Source organism: Brevibacillus parabrevis, from assembly GCF_022701015.1.
Taxonomy (GTDB): Bacteria; Bacillota; Bacilli; order Brevibacillales; family Brevibacillaceae; genus Brevibacillus; species Brevibacillus parabrevis.
On the sequence record NZ_CP064090.1, the window covers coordinates 3,951,982 to 3,976,985 of the forward strand.

Consider the following 25,004-nt stretch of genomic DNA (forward strand, 5'->3'; position numbering starts at 1 on the left):
CGAATCAAATCAACCACCCGCTCCCAAAAACCATACAGCGACCGCTCAGACAGAGTGTCCCCTCTTATACAACCATCATTTTCCAGACTGGTCTTTCGCCAAATCCAGCAAGGCCGACAGCCGTTCTGCTTTCTCCCCTTTTGCTTTGGCAGCGATCTTTGCAAGCTTGTCCAAACCACCCCAGACGATGTAAATGACATGCTCGACTTCAAGCGGCTCTTGTGTTTGCAGCAAATCGAGCAACAAGCTCAAATTAGGCTCTTCTTCCAGCTCTGACTTGATCTTCACTTTCGTTGCGTCGGTACCGTGCACCAAGCACGCGACCAATGTCGGGAGCGACTCTGGATGGACGCCGTGCTTCTCGACGAAGGCAGCCGTAAAATAATCTTGCACGGACTGATGCTCCAGATCGATCGTGTCCAAATACTCCTCCACCAAAGCAAAATACTCAGCGTCCGCCAATCCCAGCCCGAAGACGGCATATGTGCCAGGCAGTGCATTTCTCTCATCATCGGCATCCGTATACCACTCATAAGTGACCATGGCAACGCGGGCGTAATCGGCAAGCAACGGGTGCAAGTTCGGATAAGCCAGCGCGTTGGCAAAAAAGCGATGAGTTCCCGACTTCGCCAATCCTTTGATCGGCAAAAACTGCTTGACGCCGGATTTGAGCTTGATTTGATAGCTTTTCGGAAAACCGCTCTGCAACAACGCGCAAAGAAATGCAAGGGCCTGCGCATAGCTCTCTTCGCGCTCCTGCTTGATCGAGATCGTCACGGTGGCAAAGACGTCATTTGCCAGGCACTCGACCTGTTCGTCACGCAGAACGGTCAGCTCGCGGGAGAGCGTGCCGCTGCCTTCCTTCATGAACTGCGAAGCGCGCTTGCTGCCGAGTTCAACAGCCCGCTCCAGCCAGGTAATTCCTTTTTGTCTACTGTAGGACGGTTCATACTTGATCACAGCGACGGCGGCATACAGGAACAACTCCATAGCCCCTTCGTCGATGTGCCTAGGATCGAAGCCGCTCTTTCGTTGATAAGTCTTTTCCTGCCACGTTTTGGTCACGACATCAAAATAAAGCGGCAAAAACGAGCCTTCCACCCAGTCCGTCAAGGCATTGACGATCTTGTGCTGATGTTCGCCAAGCTGTTCTTTTTTGCTTTTGTTTACTTCCAAAATGCGATCAAACACCCGGATGGCTTCGTGGCAATCCGTCTCGGGAAACAGCGAGCGGTTCAGCAGATGACGCGAAAGGAAAAACGTCTCCAGCGGTTTGGTCGGGCCAGTTGAAGCCGAAAACAGTTGCGTGCGATAAGCGGAAATCTCCGCCAGCAGGCGTTGCTGTTTTTCCGCGTTGAACAGCTTGACAATCGGCAGCTTTACTTCCCCCGTGTCTGTCTGAAACTTGCCCCAAAACGAAAACTGGTAGTTAATCAGCGCTTGGGACGAGAGAGTTTCCAGCTTTTCTTTTATATAGGCGGCAAGATGCGGGACGACCTGTTCCCGCACGTCTGTCTCTGACAAATCCGCCTGCTTTGATCCTAAGCGCCGAAAGTCTCCTGACGTGTCGTCAAAATCAAGCTCCCAATCATCCAGCTCCATCAGGACAACGCTGGCCTGATCATTTTTGTATTCGAGCATGGCAGAGTCATGAATGCCCACTTGCAAAGTCGTGCGGCGGACAATCTCATCGGCGTCTTTTTCCTCGATGTAGGCGAACCATTTGTCAATGGCTTGCTCCATCTTATTCACTGCTGGTTCCAATGTAGAATGGATCACAATCGTTTCAGCCTCCCATATCTTCCAAGGGGGAGCGTACAGCCTATCAGAACATACATTCTCTTCCCCGGTTTTCTCTCATTATAGTAGATTTCAGCCATTTTTCCAGAGAATGACATGAAAATCCGCCCAAATGCCTAGTCGGGAAAAGAATGCCTTGGCTATTTTCTTAATGTTCGCCTTTAACCTCATGATCATGGACGGCGAAAAGTATTACCCCCGTGATTTTTTTCACTTCGAGCCGATCATAAAGAAAATAGGCGAATATTATTACCCTATAACCAAATTATAGTTCGCAATTAAATAGTCCGAAATCCCCTGCTCTTCAAGTAAGCAGACGGATTCACCCCGTATTTTTTCCGGAACTTCTCAGCGAATTGTCCCAGGTTGTTGAACCCTGCCATGCTGGCGGCATACGTGACATTGACGCTGCCCTCCTCCAGCAAGCGTCTCGACTGCTCCAGCCGCTGATCGATCACATAAGCATGCACAGGCAAGCCGAACAACTGTTTAAAGCCTTTTTTCAACTTGTATTCATTGAGGCAAATTTGCCGGGACAGCTCGGCAAGACTGGGAGGCGACAGCAGATTGGCATCGACGATTTGTTTGGCTTGCCACAAACTGGTCAAGTCCGTCTTGGACAAGGTGACTTCACGAGGCAACGTGTCTTTTTCCCGCAAAATCTCATCGATGTACACGGCCAACAGCTCCAGCACCTTTCCTTCCAAATACATGCGTCTGGCTGCGGCTTGATAGGGACAATCCAGCATCTCGTGGAGGATGCGCCTCACCAAAGGCGTCATTTTTTTGTTGTCGTACAGACTGTCATGTGCCGTCAAGCGTGCCCATTGCTGTTCAAGCGAAGCGACGGGCCACGCCTGCATCAGTCTGTTTACATCCAGCTTTAGCGTCAGGCTGTGAAACCTGCGCGCGGGATCGAATTGGCACGTGCTGCTCGTCATCGCTCTCCCGAAGGCGGTCACTTCACCCGAAGCGATTCCGTAGTCCCGATGTGTGTCTGTTGACAGCCATTGCATCCCTTCTCCCAGGCAAAAGCATATTTTCATCCAGTCGTCCTGTTCCGTGCTGCCCATGCTCAATTCCTCGTGTAAAACGATGTCGCAAACCATTATTTCCAGCATCGTGTTCAGGCTGGTTTTCTGCCAGTACCCTCTGCCGATCTGATCGGGCAACGATAACGTTTGCTGAAACGAACCATTTTGATAGAGCGCATTCAAATCGGTTGCGAGCGCACAATGCTTGTCCTTGCGATTCTCGATTGCGTACCAGTGTCCCGCCTGACTCATGGGGTCGTTCACCTCTGTGTTGTTTCTCTCATCTGTGATCCAACGACAATAACCCCGCCGCTCGGACGGGATGATCCTTCTTACTTCACGCGCCAACCGTCGACCTCTTGCTGCAACCCCCACAAACGGGCGTACAGCCCGGATTTTTCCACCAATTCGCTGTGGGTCCCTTCCTCGGCAAGACGTCCTTGATCCAGCACGATGATTTTGTCCGCATGTTGAATGGTTTTCAGGCGATGGGCAATCAAAATGACCGTTTTGCTTTTGACCAGCTCGTTGATCGCTTGCTGGACAGCCGTTTCGTTCTCGGGATCAAGCGAGGCTGTCGCTTCGTCAAGCAGGACGATCGGAGCGTCTTTCAGCAACGCGCGGGCAATCGATATGCGCTGCTTTTCGCCGCCAGACAGAGTAGAACCACCTTCGCCAACAGGTGTAGCGTATCCTTGCGGCAATTGGGAAATAAATTCATGGCAGCAGGCGCGCCTGGCCGCCTCTTCAATCTCTGCCTGGGTCGCATCCATTTTGCCGATGCGAATGTTGTTGCCAATCGTGTCCTGGAACAAGTATACGTCCTGGAAAACCATCGACATCTGCTTGAGCAAAAATTCGGGGTCAGCCTTATGCACAGGCATGCCGCCGATGGTGATCGTTCCTTGCTGGACGTCCCAAAAACGGGCGATCAGCCGGGTCACCGTACTTTTTCCGCTTCCGGACGGACCGACCAGCGCGGTAATCGTATTCGGCTGGATCGTAAAGGACAGCTCCTGCAAAACAGGGTTGTTCTCGTCGTAGCCGAACGTCACCCGCTCAAAGACGATGGGCCCGTGCGGCTGAATGAGCGCCGTTCCCGGCTGTCGCTGCTCTGTCTGCACATCCATGATCCGCTGTGCGCTGTAAGCCGAGTAACGCATTTCTCCGTAGCTCATCAACACGACGGTCAGCGGCTCGAACACGCGTGTCCCGATCAAAAGAAACAGCAGAAAGACCGATAGCGACAAGGTGCCGCCCACAAGCAAATAACTGCCGACCAAAATCATGATCGTCATCCCGGAGCGCGTCAGCAAAAGCGCGCCCATGATCAGCGGCCCGACCAGCCCTTCCAGCCGGATGGAAGCCCGCATAAGCCGATCAAAAGCAAGCCGCAGGCGCTCAAAGCGCTTTCCGCCAGCATTGTGCGCTTTAATTTCGCGAATGCCTGTCAAATATTCCTGGAGCCTGCTGGCCGCTTCATTTTTCGCCCGGACGTGACTCTCGCTGAGCCGGGCCTGCAACGAATCGGTCAGCCACAACAGCAGCGCACCGAACGGAAGCGCGACAAACATGGCAAGCGCCATTTTCCAGTCCAAAAAGGCAAGTCCGAGCAAAGCGAGCACAGGCAGCATGACTGCGCTGATTAGCTGCGGAACGTTGTGGGAAATCGTATGTTCGACCTGCGCGTAATCACTGAGCAGCAGGTTCGTCACGTCGCCGGGATCGCGTTTGCCAAAAAAGCCTAACGACAAATGACGCAAATGTTCGGCGAGCTTCATCCGCCCGGTGGCCGCCAAACGATAGGCTGCCGTGTACGATTTTTCGTACAGATGGGCATAGGTGACGTACGACACGATCAGCCAGACAAACAAAATGAGGCAGACGGTCCACAAGCGGGCAGTATCAAGCCCTGACTCCGGTTGGGCAAAGGAAAGGTAAATCGTCTGGAAAATGTCGACGAGCAAAGCGGCAGGAATGACTTTGGCAATCCCGTCCAGCAAGGCAGCAAAGGCAGCGGGCCACAAGCTCCGCACGTTGCCGCCGGAAATGTTAGTAAAGTACGGAAGCATTCGCTGGGGCCTCCCCTCTCATCTCGGGTTTGTGTGCGTCCGTATGGTTCGCGCCGAGCTTCCACGTAGCGGCGCTGACATGCGCTTGCCACATCTTTTCGTACAGGCCGTTTTGCTGGCGCAGCTCGTCGTGTGTCCCGCGCTCGACAATCTCGCCTTTGTTCACGACCAAAATTTGCTCCGCTGCGCGAATCGTCGACAGCCGATGGGCAATCATGATCACGGTTTTGCCTTTCACCAACTCAATCAAGCCTTGCTGGATCTTTTTCTCGTTTTCCGCATCGGCGTAGGCGGTTGCCTCATCGAGAACCAAAATCGGGACGTTTTTCAACAGCGCGCGGGCAATCGCGAGACGCTGGGCTTCGCCGCCGGACAAATACGTTCCCCCTTCGCCGATCTTTGTTTCGTAGCCGAGCGGCAGCTTTTCGATAAACTCATGGCAGCAAGCTGTTTTCGCCGCAGCAATGACCGCCTCCCTGGATGCGGACGTGTTCCCCATCCGGATGTTCGCTTCGATCGTATCGTAAAACAGGTGCACATCCTGAAACACAAACGACACGGTGTCCATCAGTTTTTCCGTGCCCATCTCCTGGATCGGGACACCGCCAATGCTAATCGTTCCCTCCTGCACGTCCCAAAAGCGCAAGAGCAAGTTGGCGATCGTCGATTTCCCCCCGCCGGAAGGCCCGACCAGCGCCGTCATTTCGCCCGCTTTGGCGAAGAAGTCGACGTTTTGCAAAATGGGCTTGTAGTCTTTGCTCTCCTTGTTTTCATAGGCGAAGGAGACGCGGTCGAAGGCGATGTCGTAAGCAACAGGGACGCGAGGAGCAGCTGGCTCCGCTACGATCGGCTCGGCAAACACCGCTGCAATCCGCTTGTTGCCTTCGATAATTTCCCGCAGCCCGCCCCCGACGTAAATCAGCCGCAGCAAAGGCACGGACAAGCTCGGCGTAATAATCAAAAACAGCGTAAACGTAATGGCAAACGCCTGATTCCCCGGCTGACCGCTCGCAAGCAAAATGCCGATCGGGACAATAAACGTAAACAAGGAGCTGACCAGCACGTAAAACAGGCTGTACGGCTTCTTGCACAGCGCCGTGATCCGCAGCGCAATGTCGCGATAGCTGCTCACCGCACGCTGGAAAGTCAAAAATTCATCCGCCTTGATCCCGAAAATTTTGACAGCGGGCATGCCGCGCACGTATTCCACGCCTGTCGCGTTCATTTCTTCCACGGCAAACTGATAATCGCGAAAAGCGTTTCGGCCGAGTTCACTTGTAAAAATGCGCGCCTGCACCCATAGACCGAAGACAACCGGGACGAGCAGCACGAGAGCAAGCAACCCATTGAGCCAAAACAAATACCCGATCATCAAAAGCGGGATCAAAATGGCTGTCACCATGTCAGGCAGCTGGTGGGCAATGAATTTCTCGATTTTTTCGACACTGACCTCGATCACTTTTTTCAACTCGCCTGTGGCCGTTTTCGTATGGTAGCCCATCGGGACTTTCGCCACGTGCTCGGCCAGCCGTACCCGCAACTGGTACAAAATTTGGAAGGCAGCCACATGGGAGCACATCAGCCCGACGTACAAGGTGAGCAAGGCGGCAACCAGCGCTACCAAAGCGGCGACGCCCCAATACGTGATCAGCTCCCTGTCGATCCCCGCAGGACTTTGCGCGTGCAAGAGCAGTTCTTCCACGATTTTGTACACGGCTACAAAGGGAGCAATTTGCAGGAGACTGGAAACCGTCGAAAGCAAGCTGGCCGCGGTCAGCAGCCCTTTTTTCTCTTTGGCGATTTGCAAGAGCCCGGACATTTCTGCTTTCATTTTTATACCCGACTCTCCTTTCCTGTCGCAGATGGTTGACGAGAATCATTATCATTGCAAGGTGAAAAGAAGGACCCGCCCCCCACAGATGGTTAGAAGACAGGTCCTTCGGTGGTCCACTGCTTATTCCGAATGCTTCGTCGCCAGCACATTGGCTGACACAGGTGCGCCTTTGGAAGCGAACAGCGTGATCGCCATCAAAAGCACGACAATGGCAACGACACCAAAAGGCAAATGCCGCTCTACCTGGTACAGACTTGTGCTCAAGATCGGCGCAATTACAGCCGATATGCCTTGCACGGCTCCCACCAATCCGGCTACTCCGCCCTGCTGCTCGCGCAAAACGCTAAGCGAAGCGCCTGCCATAAAGCCTGGCATCATCAAGCCCGTACCTACACCAAATAAAAAGAACGCGATGTAAAAGCCGACAGCATGAATGAACAGCAGGAACAGCGCTACACCGCCAAGCACCAGCAAGGAACCGACGAGAATCAGCGAGCGCGGCTGCCATTTCGGATTTTTCATCTGCACCCCTTGGGTAATGATCATCGCGACTCCGCTCAGCATCATGCCCATGGAAAGCATCCGCGCCGTATCTGTTGTGGTCAAAAGCAGCTGATCTTGGAAATAAAACCCGCCGACGACTTGCAAGGTGACAATGCTCAGCATGGTGGCCATCCCTGCGAACAAGTACAGACGCAGTCCTTTTTGCAAAGGATTCAGCTTGGGCGGCTTGGTTGTCGCAACAACCGGCTTGTGCGGCGGAATCAAGAGAAGCACCACGATAAACGCGATCATCGGCAGCAGCGCCCCGATGTACAGCGGCCAAATCAGACCGATCAGGGCAAAAACTCCCGCGATCGCTGGCCCGAGGACAAGCCCCATTCCATTGGCAGCACCGATCAGCGCCATCCCGGACGACCTGTCCTTTTCCTCCGTCACATCAGCCATGTACGCTTGCGCCGAAGACGGAACGGCAGGAATGAACATGCCGACCATCGCCCGGGCCAAGATCAGCAGGAACACGAGCAGACCTCCGCTGATCAGCTTCGCAAGCCCTGCGTACATCGTGAGCGTAAACAACACATAGGCGACGAACATTCCCAGAAAGCCTATTAAAATCACGGGCTTTCTGCCTTTTGTGTCGCTCCATTTCCCCCAGACGGGCGCCATGATCGCCATGGCTACGGAACCAAGTGAAATAATCAAACCGGAATGGGTTTCGCTCAATCCCAATTCACGAATCAATGGAGGCATGACAGGGGCGATGATCATCAAGCCAACCATTGCGACGAAGACGCTGAAAAAGACACTAATTCGTACTCGTCCCATGTTTTTACTCTACTCCTTTCGTCACTCCCTGCCCCTAATCTTATGGAAAAAGGCACGGTAGCCACTACCTAATGACGGAGAGATAATGCTGTAAAACGGATTTTTTCGCGAAATGATTTCATGCCGGAGCAAAAAACGGTACGGATTGGAACATGGTACACGCCATGGCTGTTAGTCCCGCCTGCTTTGCGGCTACTGCTTCTGTCCGTGCACCTGCACGATCTGGTTGCCCAGCTTGTCCAACAATTGCATCCGGCCGATGGCTGTGTAGGAATAGTTGTAATTGTCTACGTTGCTGATTTTGTACACATTGCCTTTTTGTACCGCTTCCAAACTTTTCCACACCTTGCTGTCGCTCAGTTTGTTTTCGCTGTTTTCCATCAGTAACAAATGCTGTGGATGGAGGGCAGACAGCGCTTCCAGACTGATTTCGATTCCGCCCCAATGCTCCGGCGCAGGGATGCCCTCCGCTCGCTTGAGTCCCAAGTCGCTGTAGATCAGCTCGGCTGCCCCCGTTGACGAATAAATGACCAGATTTTGCGGATACGTTTCGACCACGACAAATGTTTCGTCTTTGAGAATCGGGCCGAGCTTTTGCTTCCATTCCGCTGTTTTTTTCGCATATTCGCTCAGCCACTGTTCCTTTTTCGGCTGCTGTTCAAACGTGTCTGCCAAAAAGTCCAACCGCTTGCGCCACTCGTAGTACGGGTGGGGAATTTTGATCGTCGGAGCCATTTTGGATAGCTGCTCGTACAAATTTTCGTTGAACAGCGGCCCCAATAAAATCAAGTCTGGCTCAACGGCCATGACGGCTTCCAGGCTGATCGGTTCGGCGTACCAACCGAGGTTGACTGTCTCTTTGGCCAGCCGCTCTTTGATCGTCGGAGAAAATTCGGCGCGGTTGCCATAGTCGATATTGCCCGTCGCGACAGGCTCCATCCCCAGCAAAAGCAGCTCCTCCGTCGACCCCGACAAATCGGCAATGCGTTTCGGCTGCAACGGGATGCTAACCTTCTCGCCCCCGGGATTCACGATTTCTTTTCGGGCGGCATTCCCCGCAGCCCCTTGGCCGCCTGCCTCCGGACTGGCGCAACCAGCCAGCAAGAACAGGCACGTGAGCGTTGCCATAACATGTACGAGCTTCATCTGTCTCTCCACTCCCTGGACGAACTGTTTTTACTCGCGACAAGCAGCGAAGTGCCGCCTCCGCGAGCCAAACATACTTTCTCATACCCGGAGCGTGGCGCGACAGTCAAATCGGGAGCCGGAGAAGACAAAAGCGGATTTTTGTTCTGTACAAACCAAAGACACCAACGGATGCGTCAGTGTCTTTACGTTTCTTGGCTGGCGGTTATTTGCAAGGGTAGTGCGGCGGTTTTGGCGGATTGATCACAGGCAAGGGAACTTGCTGATCTTGCAAAACTTTCAGCCCAAGATTGAGAACAATTTTTTCGCGTACGTGTGAAAAAGCATGCTCGTTGCATTTGACTTTACGCAAATCTTGCCCGATGTCCAGCTCGGTGAACTCGGAAAAGACCAGCTCACAGTACGGTTTTTCGTTGTAAAATTGGCGGTTGCCAAATAGCCCCATGTTCAACTGTGCTGCTGTGCCTGTCTTGTTGCCCAGCTCGCCGGAAGAGGTGAAATCGGGGATGAGCTGCAAGGATGGGCCAGATGTAGGGAACGTAATTCCTACGCAAAAGTCGAACGGAATCAGCGCGCTGATGTGGCGAATATCCCCGCATACGGCACTGCCCGAAACGTGGTCTGCTGTGGCATACTCAAGGTTTTTGCGGATGAAGCCGCTTCCGAACAGTTTGGCCGCGTACGGATTGAATGTCGGAACCAGCTCGCATTGCTCAAGAATGACGCTTTTCCACGCCCGGATGATTTCCAGCGCAGGTTTTTCCAATTGAATATCTGCTTCGACACAAACTACGACCGAGAGTTCTGCCAGGGTGACAGGCACTTTGATCGTTTTCGGAAAAGTAGTCGCTTCTGTGCTGGAGCCAAATACGCGTACATTGTCCACGCCGCAGGAATGGCCAGGCTTGCTGTGGCAATGATCCTTGTCATGCTTGTCTTTGTCCTTGTGGTCGTGGTCGCATTTGTACTCATGCTTGTGCTCGTGTTTGTGCTTATGTTCGTGTTTATGCTCATGCTTGTGCTTGTCTTTGCATTCATGTTTGTCTTTGTGATCGTGTTTGTCATGCTTGTCGTGTTTGTCGTCGCAATGGTATTCAACCCGGAACTTGCAGTCTTTTGAATCGTCGTGTTTTCCCATTTGATTGATCGCCTCCTTTATCAGAGCATTGTCTTTCTCTTCATCATATGGCCTGGCCTTGGCAAACGACTTGGCTGTTGCCGAGCGTGATATACCCATTTTTTGCCTTTTGGAGCCGGCTTGTGATCGGATTGCTTGGGGGTTTTGATTAACTAGGTAATTATTTGCTCAGCGATACTCCCTATGTACGAAAGACAAGCCGTGCACTTGCTGCTGCCAGCAAAGGGAAAAGCGGACTGGCTCCCTGCGCTTGCCGATCTGGCCTGCTGACCATGGCGAAGAAAAGCCGTCACGTCAGTCTTGGCCTACGTGCCTGAGCGGAATCAGTTGTTTGCGGAACCACCAGATTCGCCCGCTGACGATCGCCACCCCGTTGTACTCGCTTGTGCCGGCTCCTTTTTTCATGAATGGCTCGGACATGAGGCTCGCCTTCCAATCGCCTGTTTCGATCCAGCTTTCCGTGCTGGCAAGCGGGCTGTTGTCGGGAAATGCTCCCGCTCCCTGCTTTTCCGAGGCAACTGGCGGGCGCAAAACCGTTGATGTAAAAGGCAGGCGCAGCGTCTCATGGGCGACTTTTCCCGCTTCGCTTGTCGTGCCAACGACGGTCAGCTCAAAATCTCCGCGCACCCAGACCACCCGCCCATTGCTCTCATGGCGCGTCTCCTGCACATCCAGCGAGATTTTCGGATGGATTTCCAGCCATTCCTGCTGCCAGTGGGCATGGATCGGGTGCACCCAGTTCACTTCCCACGCTTCTTCCAGAATCGAAACTTGCACATACGCATTTTCTCCCTGCTCGGTGTACGCTACATCCGCGAAAACAACCTGGCTGCTGCTGCCTGCGTTTGCCGCAGTCCCGGTTTCCTGTTGACCCCGTACTGGCGCTGTGACTGCGCTGCTGTCCGCCATGCGCAAAGGCTCGCTCGCAAGCAAGCTCGATGAATCGAGGTGCGGCAACTCTTCGAGAGGATCGGGAGCTGCCAGCGGCGTCCGTATTTTCGGCGGCTTGATGGGCGCTGTTTTTTTCCCGAAAGCTTTTCCAACCTTTCGCGCTTGGCGGGAAACGTCACTTGCGACGGGGCTTTGACTTTTGCTTTTCGCTGGCAGCTGGCGCTTGGGCCGCGGTGCTTCGTATTTGTCGACAGCCATGTCCTGCTTTGGCATGGATTGTTTGACACGCAAAAAGTTTTGCTGGTGGCTTTTTGGAGCGCGCCGCAGCTCTAGATGGTTTAAAAAGGGCGTTTTTCGCGCAGGTGTCCGCCTGGGTTGGGGTATAGCCATGTTTTCACCTCCTCTCCTTCTTGGTTGGCTCGCAAGTATGCTTCGCGTTTTTCGCTTTTTCGACTTGCTATATCCATACGCCCGAGCTTTCGCTTGGGGAATAGTCGTCTGTCCTTTTCTGCCGCTGCCAACGCAAAAACTCATGCCTAATTTGGCATGAGCTTTCAAGTCTGTTGCTTTTTCGTCAAAAGGTAGCGGCAGCACGTCCCTCCTTCTGCGATGCATTCTGTCCGGTCGACTTGTGCGTCGTTGAACAGCGAAGCGAACAAGCTCCATTCGCACTGGCACGCTTGGGGAAACTCGCTGGCTACTCTCGCGATCGGGCAATTCGTTTCGATAAACGAGTAGACCCCGTCCGCCTTTTGCTCCAGCTTGACCATATAGCCGTCTGCATCCTGTAGCTTCGCTAACGTGTCAAGCCGCTCCTCGAACGATTGGCCTGCCATCTGCTCGCGATATTTTTGCTGGATGCGCTTCATCCTGCGTTCGAACAGCATCGCCACATGCGATTCGCCAAACAGCTCCTCCACATTTTCCATCAGCTCTGTCACCCACTCATCGTAGTGCGTGGGAAACAATCGCTCGGACGCTGGCGTCAATTTGTACACAAAGACTGGACGCCCAATCCGTCTGCGCATGATGCTTGCCTCTACGTAATGCTCTCTATGTAAAAGATCCAAATGCTTGCGTACCGCGACCTTGGTCATCTGCAAGTGCTCCGCCAATTGCTGGACATCGACGGTCCCTTGCTTTTTCATGTACACCAACAGCTTTTGCCGGGTTGTCTGTTCGCGTGCCATCGCCATCCTGTTGCTCACGCTGTAACGCTTTCCGTTGTTTTTACGCCCAGGCACCGCCGTTCCCGTAGTTCGCAAACATACGACCGTTTTGGCAAAAGGAAAGCTCTCATTGGAAAATCCCTCCTGTTCGGATTGATGACAAGGACAGTTTACAAGAAGCAACGCGTTTTGTACATATACAAATATGTTTCCTTTGGTAAAAATAATTGCCGAACCGCCATTTGTATTGTAGAATGAGCTAAATTCCATTTTTTCCAAGTGAAAAAAATCTTTCTCGGAGGAAAAACTCGGCTCCTCCATCGCTCCGCACGTTTGCACGGAGCCATGTCGATTCGCGATCAGGAGGGGAAAACGATTCATGGCTGAGTCAATGAAGCCGTCCACCTATTACGCTGCTTATCAGCCACTCGTGGAGCTTGCGAACGGACAATGCTTCGGATACGAAGCGCTGCTGCGGTGCGCATCGAAGCAATCGCCTGAGCAGCTTTTTCAGACGGCGCGTCAAGCTGGTCAGTTGTACGAATTGGATACCGCCGCCATGCGCGGTGCCGTTTCATCTTATTTTGCGGAAATGCCTGCGGGGCGAAATGCGCCGTACTTGTTTGTCAATCTCTTTCCGTCTACCTTGCTGAATCCGCTCTTTTTGCCTTTTTTGGACGAGCTTCTCGCTGCGTTTCCGGGCATCGCTCGCCGAATTGTACTGGAGATCAATGAAGCGGCCGAGGAGGACAAGATGTGGGATGTCCGACTGCTCGGCCAGAAAATCCGCGAGTTGCGCGCGTACGGTTTTTTGATCGCACTGGATGACGTAGGCTCGGGTGCAGCATCTTTGCGCAAAATCGTCGAATACGAGCCGGACGTGGTCAAGCTCGACCGCTATTTCGGCAGCCAGCTTGCCCATCATCCGAACAAGCAAAAGCTTGTCTCGCTGTTTGTTGATTTTTGTTTGGGGCAATCGCAACTGGTGCTGGAAGGGCTGCAGGAGCTTGATGATCTGGCGGCGGCAAAAGCTCTTGGGGTTCCTGTCGGGCAAGGCTTTTTGCTCGGGCGGCCCCGCTCGCTTGACCAGGCGGAGATGATAGGGAGCAATGCTGCGATGTGAATGAATGGAAAAGGGAAAGGGAAAGGGAAAGCCCGCTGCCTGATGATCGGCGGCGGGCTTGACGGCGGAAGATGTCATGTGTCGCGATTATTTTCCTCCAGTTTTCGCAGCATGGACTCGATATTTCGCAATTCCATCTGCTCGCTTTCGTGGCGAAGATCAGCGTATTCGTACAGTCCTGTCATTTTGATTTTCCCTGCCGCAAAGAACGATTGAATCCGTCTTGCTTCTTCCTGGAGCAGTGCGCGCTGACGGTAACTGATCGTCAACTGCCCCTCATTCGGAGCCTGAAATCTCGGCTGTTGCCCGAACAAACACACCCTCGCTCTTTTCCCATGCAATCTGTTCTTTTGGGTCAACGTCCTTGATGGCAAACAGCTTTGTCCCTTTTTCCAAGTAGTTGGAGGCAATCGCTGCTTGCGCTGTTTGCTCGTCTCCTTCAAAAGCGTACTTCGCTTCTACGCTACCGATTTGTTCTCCAAGCTTTTCTTTGTCGATCCATTGCTCTTCGTTTTCATCATCGGCGATGACATACAAGCGATCTTCGACTTTCACAAAAGGATAGGGCCAGCTTGCGATTGCGCTTGTTGTGTTTGCGGAATCCGTCGTTGGGGAGTGGTTCGCACAGGCTGAAAGCAGGAAAGCGGAAAGGATCAGCCCTACTACGATCGCAGCTTTGCTCATTTCATCTGCTCCTTCCCCAAGCAATAAAAAAAGTGGGCGAATCTATCATATCACCCACGCGCTTCATTTGGAAAATATTTCATTTTGAACACAACAAGCTTCGCTGTATCGAATCTATCATTTCTGCGCTTTCTTCTCGCCAAGTCTCTCTTGCAGCATGCTCGCCACTTCTTTCACCTGCGCCTGCACCGCGATTGGATCATACGGCCAGAAGCGATCCGGGTTCAGCTTGAAAATGCGATTGTTCTTCACCGCATCGAGCGAGGCCCAGACAGGCGAGCTTTCATCGAACTCGGCTCCGCCAGATATGTCGAGAAAAATATAATCCCCGGCATACGCAGCGATTTTCTCGGTCGAGACACTTTGCGCGTCCACTTTTTTCTGAATCAGATCGGTGCGCACGCTCTCCGGAGGTGTCAAGCCGAGCTGCTGGTAAATCGCCTGGCCGCCCCGGTTCACACCATCGCCGTATATGTAAAACTCCTTGTCGAACGGCCCCATGATCGAAAAGGTTGTCCCTGCCGGAACCAATCCCGCGATCGAAGCTTTTGCCTGCTTCACGTCCTCGTCAAATGCGGCCAGCCGGTTGTCTGCTTCCTGCTCCTTGCCGAGCAGCTGGCCGAACGCTTTCATTTCTTCATGCACCTCATGGTAGGTGCCATAAGGGATGACGATTGTCGGCGCGATTTTACGATATTGCTCGTTCAGCTTTTCATCCCCGCCAACCGTCACGATCAGGTCAGGATTCAACGCCAAAATTTTCTCGACCGAACCGCCATCGATCTGTCCGATATCCGCAATCCCTGCGGCCAAATCCTTGACATGCGGACTTTCGATTTCCCAGTACGGCGCTCCTACTGGTTTGACGCCAAATGCGAGAAATTGCGCCAAGTACCCTTGTGTGACGATTCGCTGCGGATTCGCTGGTATTTCGACATCCCCATGGACGGTTTTCACAATCCTGGTCTCTGGCTTAACTACTGGCGTCTCCTCTTGTTTTCCTGCATTCGGGACCGAATCTGCCGTACCGCAACCATGCAACATCACGGTCAGCCAAAGCAGGACGATCCCCCAGCCGATATCGTTTCTGCGCTTTTGCATATGCTCGTTCCTTTCTGATGATGTTGAGAATGATTCTCACAAACATCTTCATCGTACCTCGCCCCCTCTCTGCTGTCTATTTCCATTCGTGACATTTTCGTCATGGACAATGGTTACCTGCTTGCCAGGACAAGCGCTGTTGCTGCCAGCAGCTTGTCGACCATGATCTCGCGTTGTTTTTCCAAGGCGCGCGCGTCATTGCACCAAAAGTCTTCCAATGGCAAAGGGTACAGGCGGTGGCGTCCCGTTTTCAGCAATTCGCGCCAGCCTGCTCGCGACCGGAAATGGTCGGTCAAAGCAAGATCGTCGCCCCCTTGCTCGCGGGGAATGACCACAAACATATGATCCGCAGCATAATCGGCGAGCTGCTCTTCCCGGATCAGCTTGTGGGCTTGTGGCCGCAAGACTTCATCGGCAATTTTCGGCGGAGGGGTCAGCTTCAAGCTGCTGTACAAGTTGTACGTTCCCCTGGTCGTCTGATTCCAGATGCAGATCGTGTTGTCTTCCCACAGCTCGTACAGCCCCACCGTTTCCTCCGGCTGGATCACGCCAGCGAGCTTGGCAGCCAAAGCCTCCGCCCGCGCCGTATAATGTTGCAGCCACGCCTCTGCTTCCTGCTCTTTGCCTGTCAATTTTCCGCAAAGCCGCACCATTTCCAAGCGATCCAGCCGATCCCACGGGAGGACGAGCACAGGCGCGATCTGTTCCAGCCTGCGCAATTGCTCCAATTGATCGGGCACGTAATACAAATAATCCGGTGCAAGCACCATATCCGGCGATAGTTGCTCCCATTCCGCCACGCTCTGTATTTCTTCGACATTCCGCACCCCGTCCAGCTCCGCTGCAATCAACGGCGAGCTTTCCCACGGCGCAAACCGGGCAGCGATCGGCTTGATTCCGAGCGCGAGCAAGTCACCTGCAAACTGCAGGGCAACGATGCGCTGCGGCTTTGGCATCCGCCGATACGCGCTGGGGGAGGTGCCGATCACTTGCTTGAATTTGCGGCTCAAGTAAAAACCGTCTGCGTAGCCGACTTTCTCCGCGATTTCCTGAAGCGTCGCCTCGCTTGTCAGCAGATGCAGCTTTGCCCGATCGAGCCTGACCCGCGTCAAATGCTCGGAAAAGCTGTGCCCGACCAGCTTATGAAACTGACGCGAGAAATAGCTGGCGTCGTATCCTGACAGTTCCGCCAGCTGGGTACGGGTCAAGTTTTGGTCGTAATAGCGGTTCGTGAAGTCGAGGACATCGTGCATCGGATTTGTCGGATTGGCTGTTTGTGTCGACACAGCCATGGCAAACAGGTCAAGCAGCTCGGCGAGCAGCCCGTGCTGACTTGCCTGATCGCTTGGATTACCGGAAGCGTTCGCGTTGCTTTTCACTAACTGCTCGACGATCGTGAAAGCCCGGAGCGGCAACGAGCCAACGCCCGCAACAGAGCCATGTGCCGGGAAGGTGCTGTGATCGACGAGATACGTCAGCTTGTCGATCGTTTCTTCCTCCAAACGGTATCCTTGAAAAAAGAGGAGAAACAGCGAGTCGACAGCCTGTTTCGCCCGTTTCATTTCGATGCGCTCGTTCGGGTGAACGAAAGCAAGCTGGCCTTTTGCCACCTCCTGCCACTGTTCCCCCATTCGCAGCTGTACCGGAGTGTCCGACCAAATAAACAGTGGATAAGTTGGTACGAATGCTTGTCCGTTTTCGTTCAAGGAACAGCTCTCTACTTTTTTCACGACATACAGCCGCTTCATCTTCTCTCCTCCTCTTGCGGTGTGGCAGCATACTAGCCTCTCTCTGACGAATGCGCGAAAAGCTGCCCCCAAGGTCTGGCAGAGCCTGGCGACAGCTTTTCACTAGCTTATGAATTTGCAAAACGATTATTTTTTCGCCGCTTTCAACAAACTGTCGACGATGAAATCAAGCTGCTTGTCCAGCGAGTAAATATCGTTGTAGTACGACAAACCGAAGTCGATCTCGATCAGCCTGCCTTCCTTGATCGCCGGGATGCTGTTCCACACTTTGTTATCGGACAAGTCGACCATTCCTTCATACGCCGAACGGAACACAAAGTCACCCGCATATTGGGGCAGCACCTCAAACGAAACGCTTTCTGCTGTCGCTTCCCCAGATGGCTTGTCCAGTTTTGCCTGCACAATAGCCGGGGCTTTCATTCCCAAGTATTCGTAGACGATTTGCGAGCCGCGCCCGTAGTCTTTGCTGCTGACTACGGACATATTGCCTTTTCCGCCCTCCATGATGCTCACCGTCTTGTCCAAAATGCCTGCTTCCCCCAACTTTTTCTTGCTCTCCGCTACTTTTGCGTGGAAGTCGGACAGCAGTTTCTTCGATTCGCCCTCCTTGCCCAGCACTTCGCCGAGCTTTTGCAGACGTTCTTCCACTGTCATGCGGTCAAACGGGATATACACAGTCGGCGCGACCTTTTCCATCATTTGGTAAATTTTCTCAGAAGGAGCAATGATCAGATCGGGATCAAGCGCCAAAACCGCCTCCGGGTTGGGCTCGAACCAAGTTCCGAGCGTCTGGACACCCTCCAGCTCTTTTTCAAAAGCGGCTCCTTTCTGGACGTCAGAGATGCCGACTGGCTTTACGTTCAACGCGAGCACGTCTCCAAGCAAGTAAAAGACGACCACGCGCTGGGGATTGACTGGAATCTCCACGTCACCTTTGGCTGTAGAGACGATTTTTGTTGCCGGCTTTGCGCTTGGCTGGTTCGAGGTCGAAGCTGACGCTGCGGAGTTTACCTGCGGCTGTTCCGCACCCGGATTGGCCGTGCTTGTAGTAGTCGGTGCAGAGCAAGCGCCGAGGATCAGAGTCAAGCACAAAAACAGGATGGTTGCCAAAGAAGATTTGTTGCTGTAGCGCATAGGTATGAATGTTCCCCCTTTATCGTGACGATGATGATAACCATTATCACTATAAACGCGGCTTCTACCTGCCTCAATGTCATATCGCGCCATTTTCGATGTCTCATCGTGCCTTGCCTGTTCCGTGCGATACCGGATCGGCGATGCTCCCGTGTACCGTTTGAACATTTTCGCAAAATAGTACCGATCCGGATAGCCGATCTCTTCGGCAATGTCCTGCAAACTGGCTTCTGTGCGCCTGAGCAGCTCCTTCGCTTTTTCCATCCGCAGCGAAATCATGTACTCGATCGGACTGCTGCCCGTCCGCTGCTTGAACAGTCTCGACAAATGGCGCGGACTGCTGTCCAACAGCTCGGCGAGCACTTCGAGCGAGAGCGGTTGGGCATAGTTTTCCTGAATATATCCGAGCGCCTGAGCAGCCAAATCATTCGGCTTACGCGACAACGATGGGTTGTGCATCTGCCGCAAAAGCTCGTAGACCACTTGATAAAAAAGCGCCCGCACATGAAAATGCTCCAGTCCGTTCCGTTTCTCCCATTCTTCGTGCATCAGCTGAATGTTTTGCAACAGACACACCGCTTTTTCCGGGAGAAAGCCGTAAGCAGCATCAAACGGCCTCTGCCGCTCCAGCATGGCGATCAGCTCCTGGTTCATCGGCAAAGGGAGCAGCGCTTTGTAGTAGATCACATAATATTCAAAAGCGTCCTCCAGCGGACAAATCTGCAGCCTGGCGCCTTTTCCGCCGTGGAGCATGTAAAAGCGCTGGGCCGGATGCTTCTGTCCATCGAGCCAAATCTCGGCTCTCCCTTTGGTCGCAAATAAAAAGCTGCTGGCCGGAAGCTGCCAGGCACGGCTTGCCTCTTCCCGAAACAAAGCCAAGTAACGAACGTCCAATATTTTCAGAGAAGCATGGTTCCAAAGCACAAATGATTCACTGACCCGCATCGCAGCTGCTCACTCCTTCAACCTGTTTGCGATACGCCGCTAGCTGGCTGTATTTGGCTTCATTATATATGAAAATGGTTCTCATTATCAACGGTTGCCCGCTGCCTTCGCCTTCCCCTTCATCTGTTGCCCAAACAGAAAAAGCGATCCCCTCAGCCAGTGTGCCAGCTTGCGAGATCGCCTTTTTCCGTATGTGATGTTGGAAGGAAGCTACGGGCGGAACAGTTGCTGCTCGGCGAATTGCACGAGCCGCTTGGTCATTTCGCCACCGACCGAACCATTTTGACGCGATGTTGTCTCGGCACCCAAAACGACACCAAACTCGGCTGCACAAGCGGGTACAACCACCAAAACAGAAAAAACAGCAGGACAACGATAGGTATAACAATCATGATATCTGTTCCTCCTGTGCGTCCTCCACGTATATTTGCCAGCAAACGACCCCATCCTAAAAGATGGTTGGAAAAATTATGTAGAGAGGATATGAATCATGCCGATACACGCTTACCTTAACTTCAATGGAAACTGCCGGGAAGCTGTCCTGTTTTACGCGCAAGTTTTCGGCACGGAAACCCCGCAAATCATGACCTTTGGCGATACGCCGCCCGATCCGAACTTCCAGATGCCGGAAGAGGCGAAAAACCGCGTCATGCATACGCACCTCGTCCTCGCTGGCAGCCGGGTGATGTTTTCCGACGTCTTTCCAGGAATGCCGTATGTCGCTGGGACAAACATCAGCCTGGCGATCATCAGCAAAAATCTCGACGAGCTGAAAGGCTACTTCGCCAAGCTGAAAGAAGGCGGCAACGTCCGCATGGAGCTGCAGGAAACGTTTTGGAGCAAATGCTACGGAAGTGTCGTCGACAAATTCGGGATCGAGTGGCAGTTCAATTACGAAGATTGCCCGACGGAGTAGACAGAGGATCAAGCTTTATCCTCTGTCTCTTTTTTTGCAATCGCGCCAAACGCCACGTGGGAAGATAGCTCCTTTACATTCAACTCACCATAGGCATTGATTACATCCGGCACATACTCCTTTGTCAACTGCATCGCCTTGAAAATCTGCTCTTTTTCTTCTGTGGAAAAATGTATCACGCTTTCCCCGCACAGCTCGCAAAAAAGCTGCCAGCCAAGCTCTGTCTGCTTCAAGCTATGCAGCAAATCATACTCTCCAGCGCAGTTGCAAGCAGGGCACGCCGCTCGAAACGCCATCGCTTTACCCTCCTTATTTCAGTTGAGAGATCATCTCGATCAGCCGGGAAACAGGATCAACGATTTCCTCGTTTTCTTGCGCGACTCTCTCGAAGGTCGGTACTGCTTCTTGCAAAAGCAGATAGCTGTAGTAATAGTAGCTGGAAAACGGCAACTCGGCATATCCCGCCGGCTCTTCTTCCCAGGCTTCCTCGTCCTCCTCTTCATCCTCCGGCCATAAATACGCCTCGTCCAAAAGCATCGTCATATCCGGAACATGGACAGCGTCCGCGAGTGGATGCCCTTCCAGCGCCTCCACCACCGCTTTGTACAGCACGATTTCGTTCAAGCTTACCTCGCTTGGCTGCTTTGTTTTCAACTGCTGCAACAAAACAGACAAAACCCATGGCGTAACTTGCCATAGCGTACCCTGATGCTCAATGAGCTGACCGATTTCGCCGTAAGCGCCCTGCTCGATCAAGGCAGGCAGCTCTGTTCCTCTCCCGTAAGGCGTGGTCAAGCGTTGCCATGGAATTTGCACGCCCTCTTTGTTTGCTTCTGTTGTCATCTGATCCCTTTCCTCCCTCATCATCGAAAATGATCTTCCCTCATTGGAAAAGAAAAGACACTAACCGAGACGTTAGCGCCTTTCCTCTTCACTTTTCAAGCTGTTTTCACGCCGTCTACTGTGCTGAAAAATCACTCATATATGTAAAGCTTATCTCCCGCACATGCACCTGCTGCTTGCCGACCGGGCTCTCCAGAACAACGGAATCCCGCGGAGCAGCCATGAGCAGCTGCCTGCCAATGGGCGACAAGAATGAGATTCTGTTGTTATCCGGATCAATATCTGTGGGATAGACCACAGTGAATGATTCCTCAAAGTCATCCTCTTCAAATAAAACTTTCACGCTGCTGCCGAGCAAAGTAACAGCTTTCAGCGACGTGAACAGCTCGCTGTCGTCTTTGGCGAGCAGTTGTTCCAGCGTCTGCTTGTAGCGCTGGATCATTTCGTCTACCGTTTGTTTTTCTTTTCCATAATCGCGCACATAATGGTCAAAAAAGAGCGAATATTGCTCATCGAAAAAAACAAGCTGGTTGATCAAATGTTTTCTCGTACCTTGCAAAATACTAGGGTTCATAATAAATGTCACCCCCCAGTTGTTTTTCATAGACGAGTTTGATGAACGCTTGGTTCTCCCTCATGGAAAATACCTCCTTAGAAAAATAGCCCCCGAAGGGACTCAAGTTTATTGTATCAGGAATTGCAAGATGATTCCATTCCATGCATCCTGTGGAAAGTCGTCTTTACAAAAGCGTTTGTCTGTAAGGGACGAAGAAAGTCTCCTCGACTTCGGTTGCCGGCAATGGTCGGCTGAAGTAATAGCCTTGGATTTCCTTGCAAGCATTTTCCGTGAGAAAATCCAGTTGGCCCTTGGTTTCGATTCCTTCCGCGATGACGTCCATATTCAAATGCTTCGCCATCGAGATAATCGTGGCGACAATCGCCTGGTCGCTCGTATTTTGCGTGATGTCGGTAATGAACGAGCGATCGATCTTGAGTTTGTGAATCGGCAGCAATTTCAAATAGCTGAGGGAGCTGTATCCTGTTCCAAAGTCGTCCAGACTGATCTTGACGCCAAAGTCGTTCAGCTTGTTGAGAATTTCCGTGGACAAATCCGCGTCCATCATCATGCTCTCGGTAATTTCCAGCTCCAAATACTTCGCTTCCAGCCCGGTTTCCTGCAAAATATCGCGGATGTATTCCACCAGATTCGCTTGATGGAACTGGCGCGAGGACAAATTGACCGATACGGGAATCAGCGGGCCTCCTGCGGAATGCCACTTTTTCATTTGCTTGCATGCCTCTCTGAGCGTCCATGTCCCGATATCGTAAATCAGTCCGGTTTCTTCTGCCACTGGAATGAAGATGCCTGGCGACAGCATGCCCTTCGTCGGGTGATTCCAGCGAACCAACGCCTCTACCCCGATAATTTCATTGCTCGACGCACGTACTTGCGGCTGGTAGTACAAAATAAATTCATTTTGCTTGACGGCTTTGCGCAAATCGCTTTCCAGCTCAATCCGCAAGAGCAACTGGTTGTCCAGTTCATTCGAGAAAAACTGAAAGCCGTTTTTGCCGTTTTTCTTCACCTCGTACATGGCGGTGTCGGCATTTTTCAATAGCTGCTCCACGCCCGTTCCGTGATCGGGATAGACGGCGATCCCGATGCTGGCTGAGACGTAGTAATCATTGCTTTGCAGACGATACGGAATCTCGATCTCTTTGACGACTTGCGTGGCCAACTCGGCAAACGCCTGATCAGACTGCACATTTTTGCAAATCAGGGTGAACTCGTCTCCGCCCATCCGTGCGATGACAACGTCGAATCCTGCCGTGCTTTTGCGAATCCGGTTGCTCACCTCTTGCAAAAAGCGGTCTCCGTAGGTGTGTCCGAGAGAGTCATTGATCATTTTGAAGCGGTCGATATCCAGCACGAGAACAGCAAAACGGGAGTCGGCCTCCGCACTTTGGTCGATTGTTTCCTGGAGGGATTGGTGCAGCATTCTCCGGTTCGGCAATCCGGTCAAATCGTCATGGAGCGCCTGGTATTCAATAATGACTTTTGCCCGCTGTTCTTCCTCGCGCGTCTGTTTTTCGTACGCTTCCAGCACGAGTTGTTGTTCAAAGCTGAGCAGCTTCGTCACCGCTTGTGCGAGGGCGGGGCAGTCGGGATGCGTGTCTTTCAAGTCATCGACGATTCGCAGCAAGGCACTAAGCAGATTTTGAAAAGATCCCATATACCACTTCGGCGGCAGCCCGATTTTTTGGTGAACCATGGCAATCCGCATCCGTTTTTCGATAAACGCTTCATCAATGTAGCCGTCGAACATCTCGATCAGATGGTTGGACAGCGTTTGACGAAGGCGGTTCACTGTCGTATGGCTGGTGATGATTTCTTTGAGCGAATCGACATGAAGGATCGCTTCATAAAAAGAAGCCGTGATGTGCTCAATTTGTGCCACGACCAAAGGACGCAGCCCTGCGATCAGCTCCAGGTCCCTTTGCGTCAAATTGATCATGTTCATTTGCGCCAAAACTTCTGGATTCCCCTCTAAAGAGATGCGGGAAAAATCGTCGTGTGAGAAATGCTCCATTCCACAAAACTCCTTTGCTGCCTGAACCATATCATTTCTGGACTCATGCCGTATTGTCTTGCCTATCTTTTCGACACCATTCAACAAATTCCTCCCGATTTCTTCCCATGTTTATCCATTCGTGGAACTAGATTGTTACAAAATGACAAAAATAAAAAGAAATCAGCAAAATGGCGTGCAGACTTCTTTTTAACGGGTTCCGTATGGGAGTAGAAAATTGAAATGAACAAATAAAACAGCATGCTCTTTTCGTTTCTATATTCAAACAAATTCAGGGTATAATTGGAGCTGTAACGAACGCAATCATAAAACTCCGAAGAACTTTTATAAAATAAGCAAATTATGTAACTTTTAACAGAGAAGGGAGATTACACCATGACAGATGAGATCACCGTGCACCCCGTCGCTTGGCCACCTGCCCCGATCAAGACCGAGCGGCTCCTGCTCCGCCAGTCCGAGGCCCGGGACCGGGCGGCGCTGATCGACCTGTTCGCCTCACCAGAGGTGGGAACCTACGTCGGCGGCTCCCGACCGCGTGACGAGCTTGAGCGCGCGCTGCCTGAGGTGCCTGGGCAGCGCTTCGGCTTCTTCGTGGTCGAGCGCAACGGAACAACGATTGGCATGATCACGCTCGATCGGCGCGCCCCGGAGCGTAAGGGTCACATCCGTCCAGAGGGCGGAGAGCCCGAGCTTGGCTACATGTTCTTGCCGAAAGCGTGGGGCCGCGGGTACGCCACCGAGGCGTGCGCAGCGGCGCTCGACTGGTTCGCCCACACGCATCCCGGCGAGCCGGTGGTGCTCTCCACCCAGACAGCCAACGTGGCTGCGATGCGCGTCGCGGCGAAGCTGGGGTTCACCGAGGTGGAGCGGTTCGAGGACTACGGCGCCGAACAGTGGCTCGGCGTGTGGTACCCGGGCACGCCGTCCGCTTGAGCTTATGCCGCGCGCCCGTCTTTCCTTGATCGAATGACTCGCGTGTAGCTGCCACAAGGACAGCTCCTAGTTATTGTATGGAAGTAACGGGCACGATTCCCAGATCCACTCCTGTCACCGTTGGTCTTCCTTGTCCTTTTGCGCCCGTTTTTCCTTGAGAATGTTCTGCAACTGCTCAATTTCTTCATCCGACAGGCGAACGTCGTTTAAAAAATTGGTCATCATCGTTCCGACAGCTCCATTGAACACCCTTTTCAGAAACGACTCGCTCTCCACGCGCCTGCAGTCGCTTTCTTGAACGAGCGGATAGTACAAATAGCTGCGTCCCGACTTTTCGTAGCCGATGGCCTGCTTTTTCAGCAGCCGATTCAAAAAAGTGCGCACGGTCGGTTCGGTCCACTCGATATCGGCAGGCAAGCGTTCAATGATTTGCTCAGCCGTTGCGGGATGCTCCTGCCATATCACCTTCATGACTTCCCACTCAGCTTCCGAAATTTTAGGAATTGGATTCATGCTCTCACCTGTCTTTTCTTGTACGATCATAAAAGTCGTTCACAAGTAAATATTACGTTT

The 25,004-nt window shown here is 52.6% G+C and carries 22 protein-coding genes and 1 pseudogene; 3 read left to right on the forward strand and 20 right to left on the reverse strand.

Annotated features, from left to right (window positions below; genetic code table 11):
• Positions 1-75: 75 nt before the first annotated feature.
• From IRJ17_RS18185 to IRJ17_RS18225, 9 genes are all read right to left on the reverse strand, one after another.
• Positions 76-1,743: a DUF6138 family protein gene (locus IRJ17_RS18185; RefSeq protein WP_242771402.1), complete on the reverse strand. Its 1,668-nt coding sequence runs from the start codon at positions 1,741-1,743 to the stop codon at positions 76-78.
• Positions 1,744-2,078: 335 nt separating this feature from the next.
• Positions 2,079-3,086 (reverse strand): helix-turn-helix transcriptional regulator, encoded by a 1,008-nt coding sequence (locus IRJ17_RS18190; protein ID WP_242771404.1) that lies wholly within the window; start codon positions 3,084-3,086, stop codon positions 2,079-2,081.
• Between the two features lie 80 nt (positions 3,087-3,166).
• Entirely contained in the window at positions 3,167-4,906 is a 1,740-nt protein-coding gene (locus IRJ17_RS18195) for an ABC transporter ATP-binding protein (RefSeq protein WP_173599349.1), read from the reverse strand.
• Positions 4,887-6,737, reverse strand: coding sequence for an ABC transporter ATP-binding protein (locus tag IRJ17_RS18200; protein ID WP_423751922.1), 1,851 nt, complete (start codon positions 6,735-6,737; stop codon positions 4,887-4,889). The genes IRJ17_RS18195 and IRJ17_RS18200 overlap by 20 nt, the downstream gene beginning before the upstream one ends.
• A 123-nt stretch (positions 6,738-6,860) precedes the next feature.
• Positions 6,861-8,069: an MFS transporter gene (locus IRJ17_RS18205; RefSeq protein WP_122966825.1), complete on the reverse strand. Its 1,209-nt coding sequence runs from the start codon at positions 8,067-8,069 to the stop codon at positions 6,861-6,863.
• A 192-nt stretch (positions 8,070-8,261) separates the two neighbouring features.
• Positions 8,262-9,215 carry an ABC transporter substrate-binding protein gene (locus IRJ17_RS18210; protein ID WP_122966826.1) on the reverse strand — a complete coding sequence of 318 codons (954 nt, stop codon included), beginning with the start codon at positions 9,213-9,215 and terminating at the stop codon, positions 8,262-8,264.
• 205 nt (positions 9,216-9,420) lie between these two features.
• Positions 9,421-10,353 carry a CsxC family protein gene (locus IRJ17_RS18215; RefSeq protein ID WP_229049676.1) on the reverse strand — a complete coding sequence of 311 codons (933 nt, stop codon included), beginning with the start codon at positions 10,351-10,353 and terminating at the stop codon, positions 9,421-9,423.
• Positions 10,354-10,647: 294 nt separating this feature from the next.
• Positions 10,648-11,634 (reverse strand): hypothetical protein, encoded by a 987-nt coding sequence (locus IRJ17_RS18220; protein ID WP_173597358.1) that lies wholly within the window; start codon positions 11,632-11,634, stop codon positions 10,648-10,650.
• A gap of 164 nt (positions 11,635-11,798) precedes the next feature.
• On the reverse strand, positions 11,799-12,452 hold the full coding sequence (locus IRJ17_RS18225) for a helix-turn-helix transcriptional regulator (RefSeq protein WP_242771406.1): 654 nt from the start codon (positions 12,450-12,452) through the stop codon (positions 11,799-11,801).
• Between the two features lie 340 nt (positions 12,453-12,792).
• Here IRJ17_RS18225 and IRJ17_RS18230 point away from each other — a divergent pair, with 340 nt between their 5' ends.
• Positions 12,793-13,536: an EAL domain-containing protein gene (locus IRJ17_RS18230; RefSeq protein ID WP_242771408.1), complete on the forward strand. Its 744-nt coding sequence runs from the start codon at positions 12,793-12,795 to the stop codon at positions 13,534-13,536.
• A 74-nt stretch (positions 13,537-13,610) separates the two neighbouring features.
• Here the strand turns inward: IRJ17_RS18230 and IRJ17_RS18235 are convergent, their stop codons facing one another.
• The 6 genes and pseudogenes from IRJ17_RS18235 to IRJ17_RS18260 form a co-directional block, all read right to left on the reverse strand.
• Positions 13,611-13,805: a hypothetical protein gene (locus tag IRJ17_RS18235; RefSeq protein WP_242771410.1), complete on the reverse strand. Its 195-nt coding sequence runs from the start codon at positions 13,803-13,805 to the stop codon at positions 13,611-13,613.
• Between the two features lie 7 nt (positions 13,806-13,812).
• On the reverse strand, positions 13,813-14,220 hold the full coding sequence (locus IRJ17_RS18240; protein ID WP_122966830.1) for a hypothetical protein: 408 nt from the start codon (positions 14,218-14,220) through the stop codon (positions 13,813-13,815).
• A 117-nt stretch (positions 14,221-14,337) separates the two neighbouring features.
• On the reverse strand, positions 14,338-15,321 hold the full coding sequence (locus IRJ17_RS18245) for an ABC transporter substrate-binding protein (protein ID WP_122966831.1): 984 nt from the start codon (positions 15,319-15,321) through the stop codon (positions 14,338-14,340).
• A 113-nt stretch (positions 15,322-15,434) separates the two neighbouring features.
• Entirely contained in the window at positions 15,435-17,069 is a 1,635-nt protein-coding gene (locus IRJ17_RS18250) for a helix-turn-helix domain-containing protein (protein WP_242771413.1), read from the reverse strand.
• Positions 17,070-17,195: 126 nt separating this feature from the next.
• A complete protein-coding gene (locus IRJ17_RS18255; protein ID WP_242771416.1) occupies positions 17,196-19,148 on the reverse strand; it encodes an AraC family transcriptional regulator in 1,953 nt (650 codons plus the stop codon).
• A gap of 210 nt (positions 19,149-19,358) precedes the next feature.
• Positions 19,359-19,478, reverse strand: a pseudogene (locus IRJ17_RS18260) (alpha/beta-type small acid-soluble spore protein); the annotation flags it as partial.
• A 160-nt stretch (positions 19,479-19,638) separates the two neighbouring features.
• Here IRJ17_RS18260 and IRJ17_RS18265 point away from each other — a divergent pair.
• Complete coding sequence (locus IRJ17_RS18265) at positions 19,639-20,064, forward strand: VOC family protein (RefSeq protein ID WP_242771419.1); 426 nt, start codon at positions 19,639-19,641, stop codon at positions 20,062-20,064.
• Positions 20,065-20,072: 8 nt separating this feature from the next.
• Here the strand turns inward: IRJ17_RS18265 and IRJ17_RS18270 are convergent, their stop codons facing one another.
• From IRJ17_RS18270 to IRJ17_RS18285, 4 genes are all read right to left on the reverse strand, one after another.
• The gene (locus IRJ17_RS18270; RefSeq protein ID WP_242771422.1) at positions 20,073-20,360 is read right to left on the reverse strand and encodes a hypothetical protein; all 288 of its coding nucleotides are present in this window, start codon (positions 20,358-20,360) and stop codon (positions 20,073-20,075) included.
• A 13-nt stretch (positions 20,361-20,373) separates the two neighbouring features.
• A complete protein-coding gene (locus IRJ17_RS18275; RefSeq protein WP_122966837.1) occupies positions 20,374-20,907 on the reverse strand; it encodes a hypothetical protein in 534 nt (177 codons plus the stop codon).
• Positions 20,908-21,022: 115 nt separating this feature from the next.
• Positions 21,023-21,481 (reverse strand): GreA/GreB family elongation factor, encoded by a 459-nt coding sequence (locus tag IRJ17_RS18280; RefSeq protein ID WP_122966838.1) that lies wholly within the window; start codon positions 21,479-21,481, stop codon positions 21,023-21,025.
• A 166-nt stretch (positions 21,482-21,647) separates the two neighbouring features.
• Positions 21,648-23,423 carry a putative bifunctional diguanylate cyclase/phosphodiesterase gene (locus IRJ17_RS18285; RefSeq protein WP_233454177.1) on the reverse strand — a complete coding sequence of 592 codons (1,776 nt, stop codon included), beginning with the start codon at positions 23,421-23,423 and terminating at the stop codon, positions 21,648-21,650.
• A 450-nt stretch (positions 23,424-23,873) separates the two neighbouring features.
• Here IRJ17_RS18285 and IRJ17_RS18290 point away from each other — a divergent pair, with 450 nt between their 5' ends.
• The gene (locus IRJ17_RS18290; protein ID WP_242771425.1) at positions 23,874-24,431 is read left to right on the forward strand and encodes a GNAT family N-acetyltransferase; all 558 of its coding nucleotides are present in this window, start codon (positions 23,874-23,876) and stop codon (positions 24,429-24,431) included.
• 114 nt (positions 24,432-24,545) lie between these two features.
• Here the strand turns inward: IRJ17_RS18290 and IRJ17_RS18295 are convergent, their stop codons facing one another.
• The gene (locus IRJ17_RS18295) at positions 24,546-24,944 is read right to left on the reverse strand and encodes a BlaI/MecI/CopY family transcriptional regulator (protein WP_173599337.1); all 399 of its coding nucleotides are present in this window, start codon (positions 24,942-24,944) and stop codon (positions 24,546-24,548) included.
• Between the last annotated feature and the right edge of the window lie 60 nt (positions 24,945-25,004).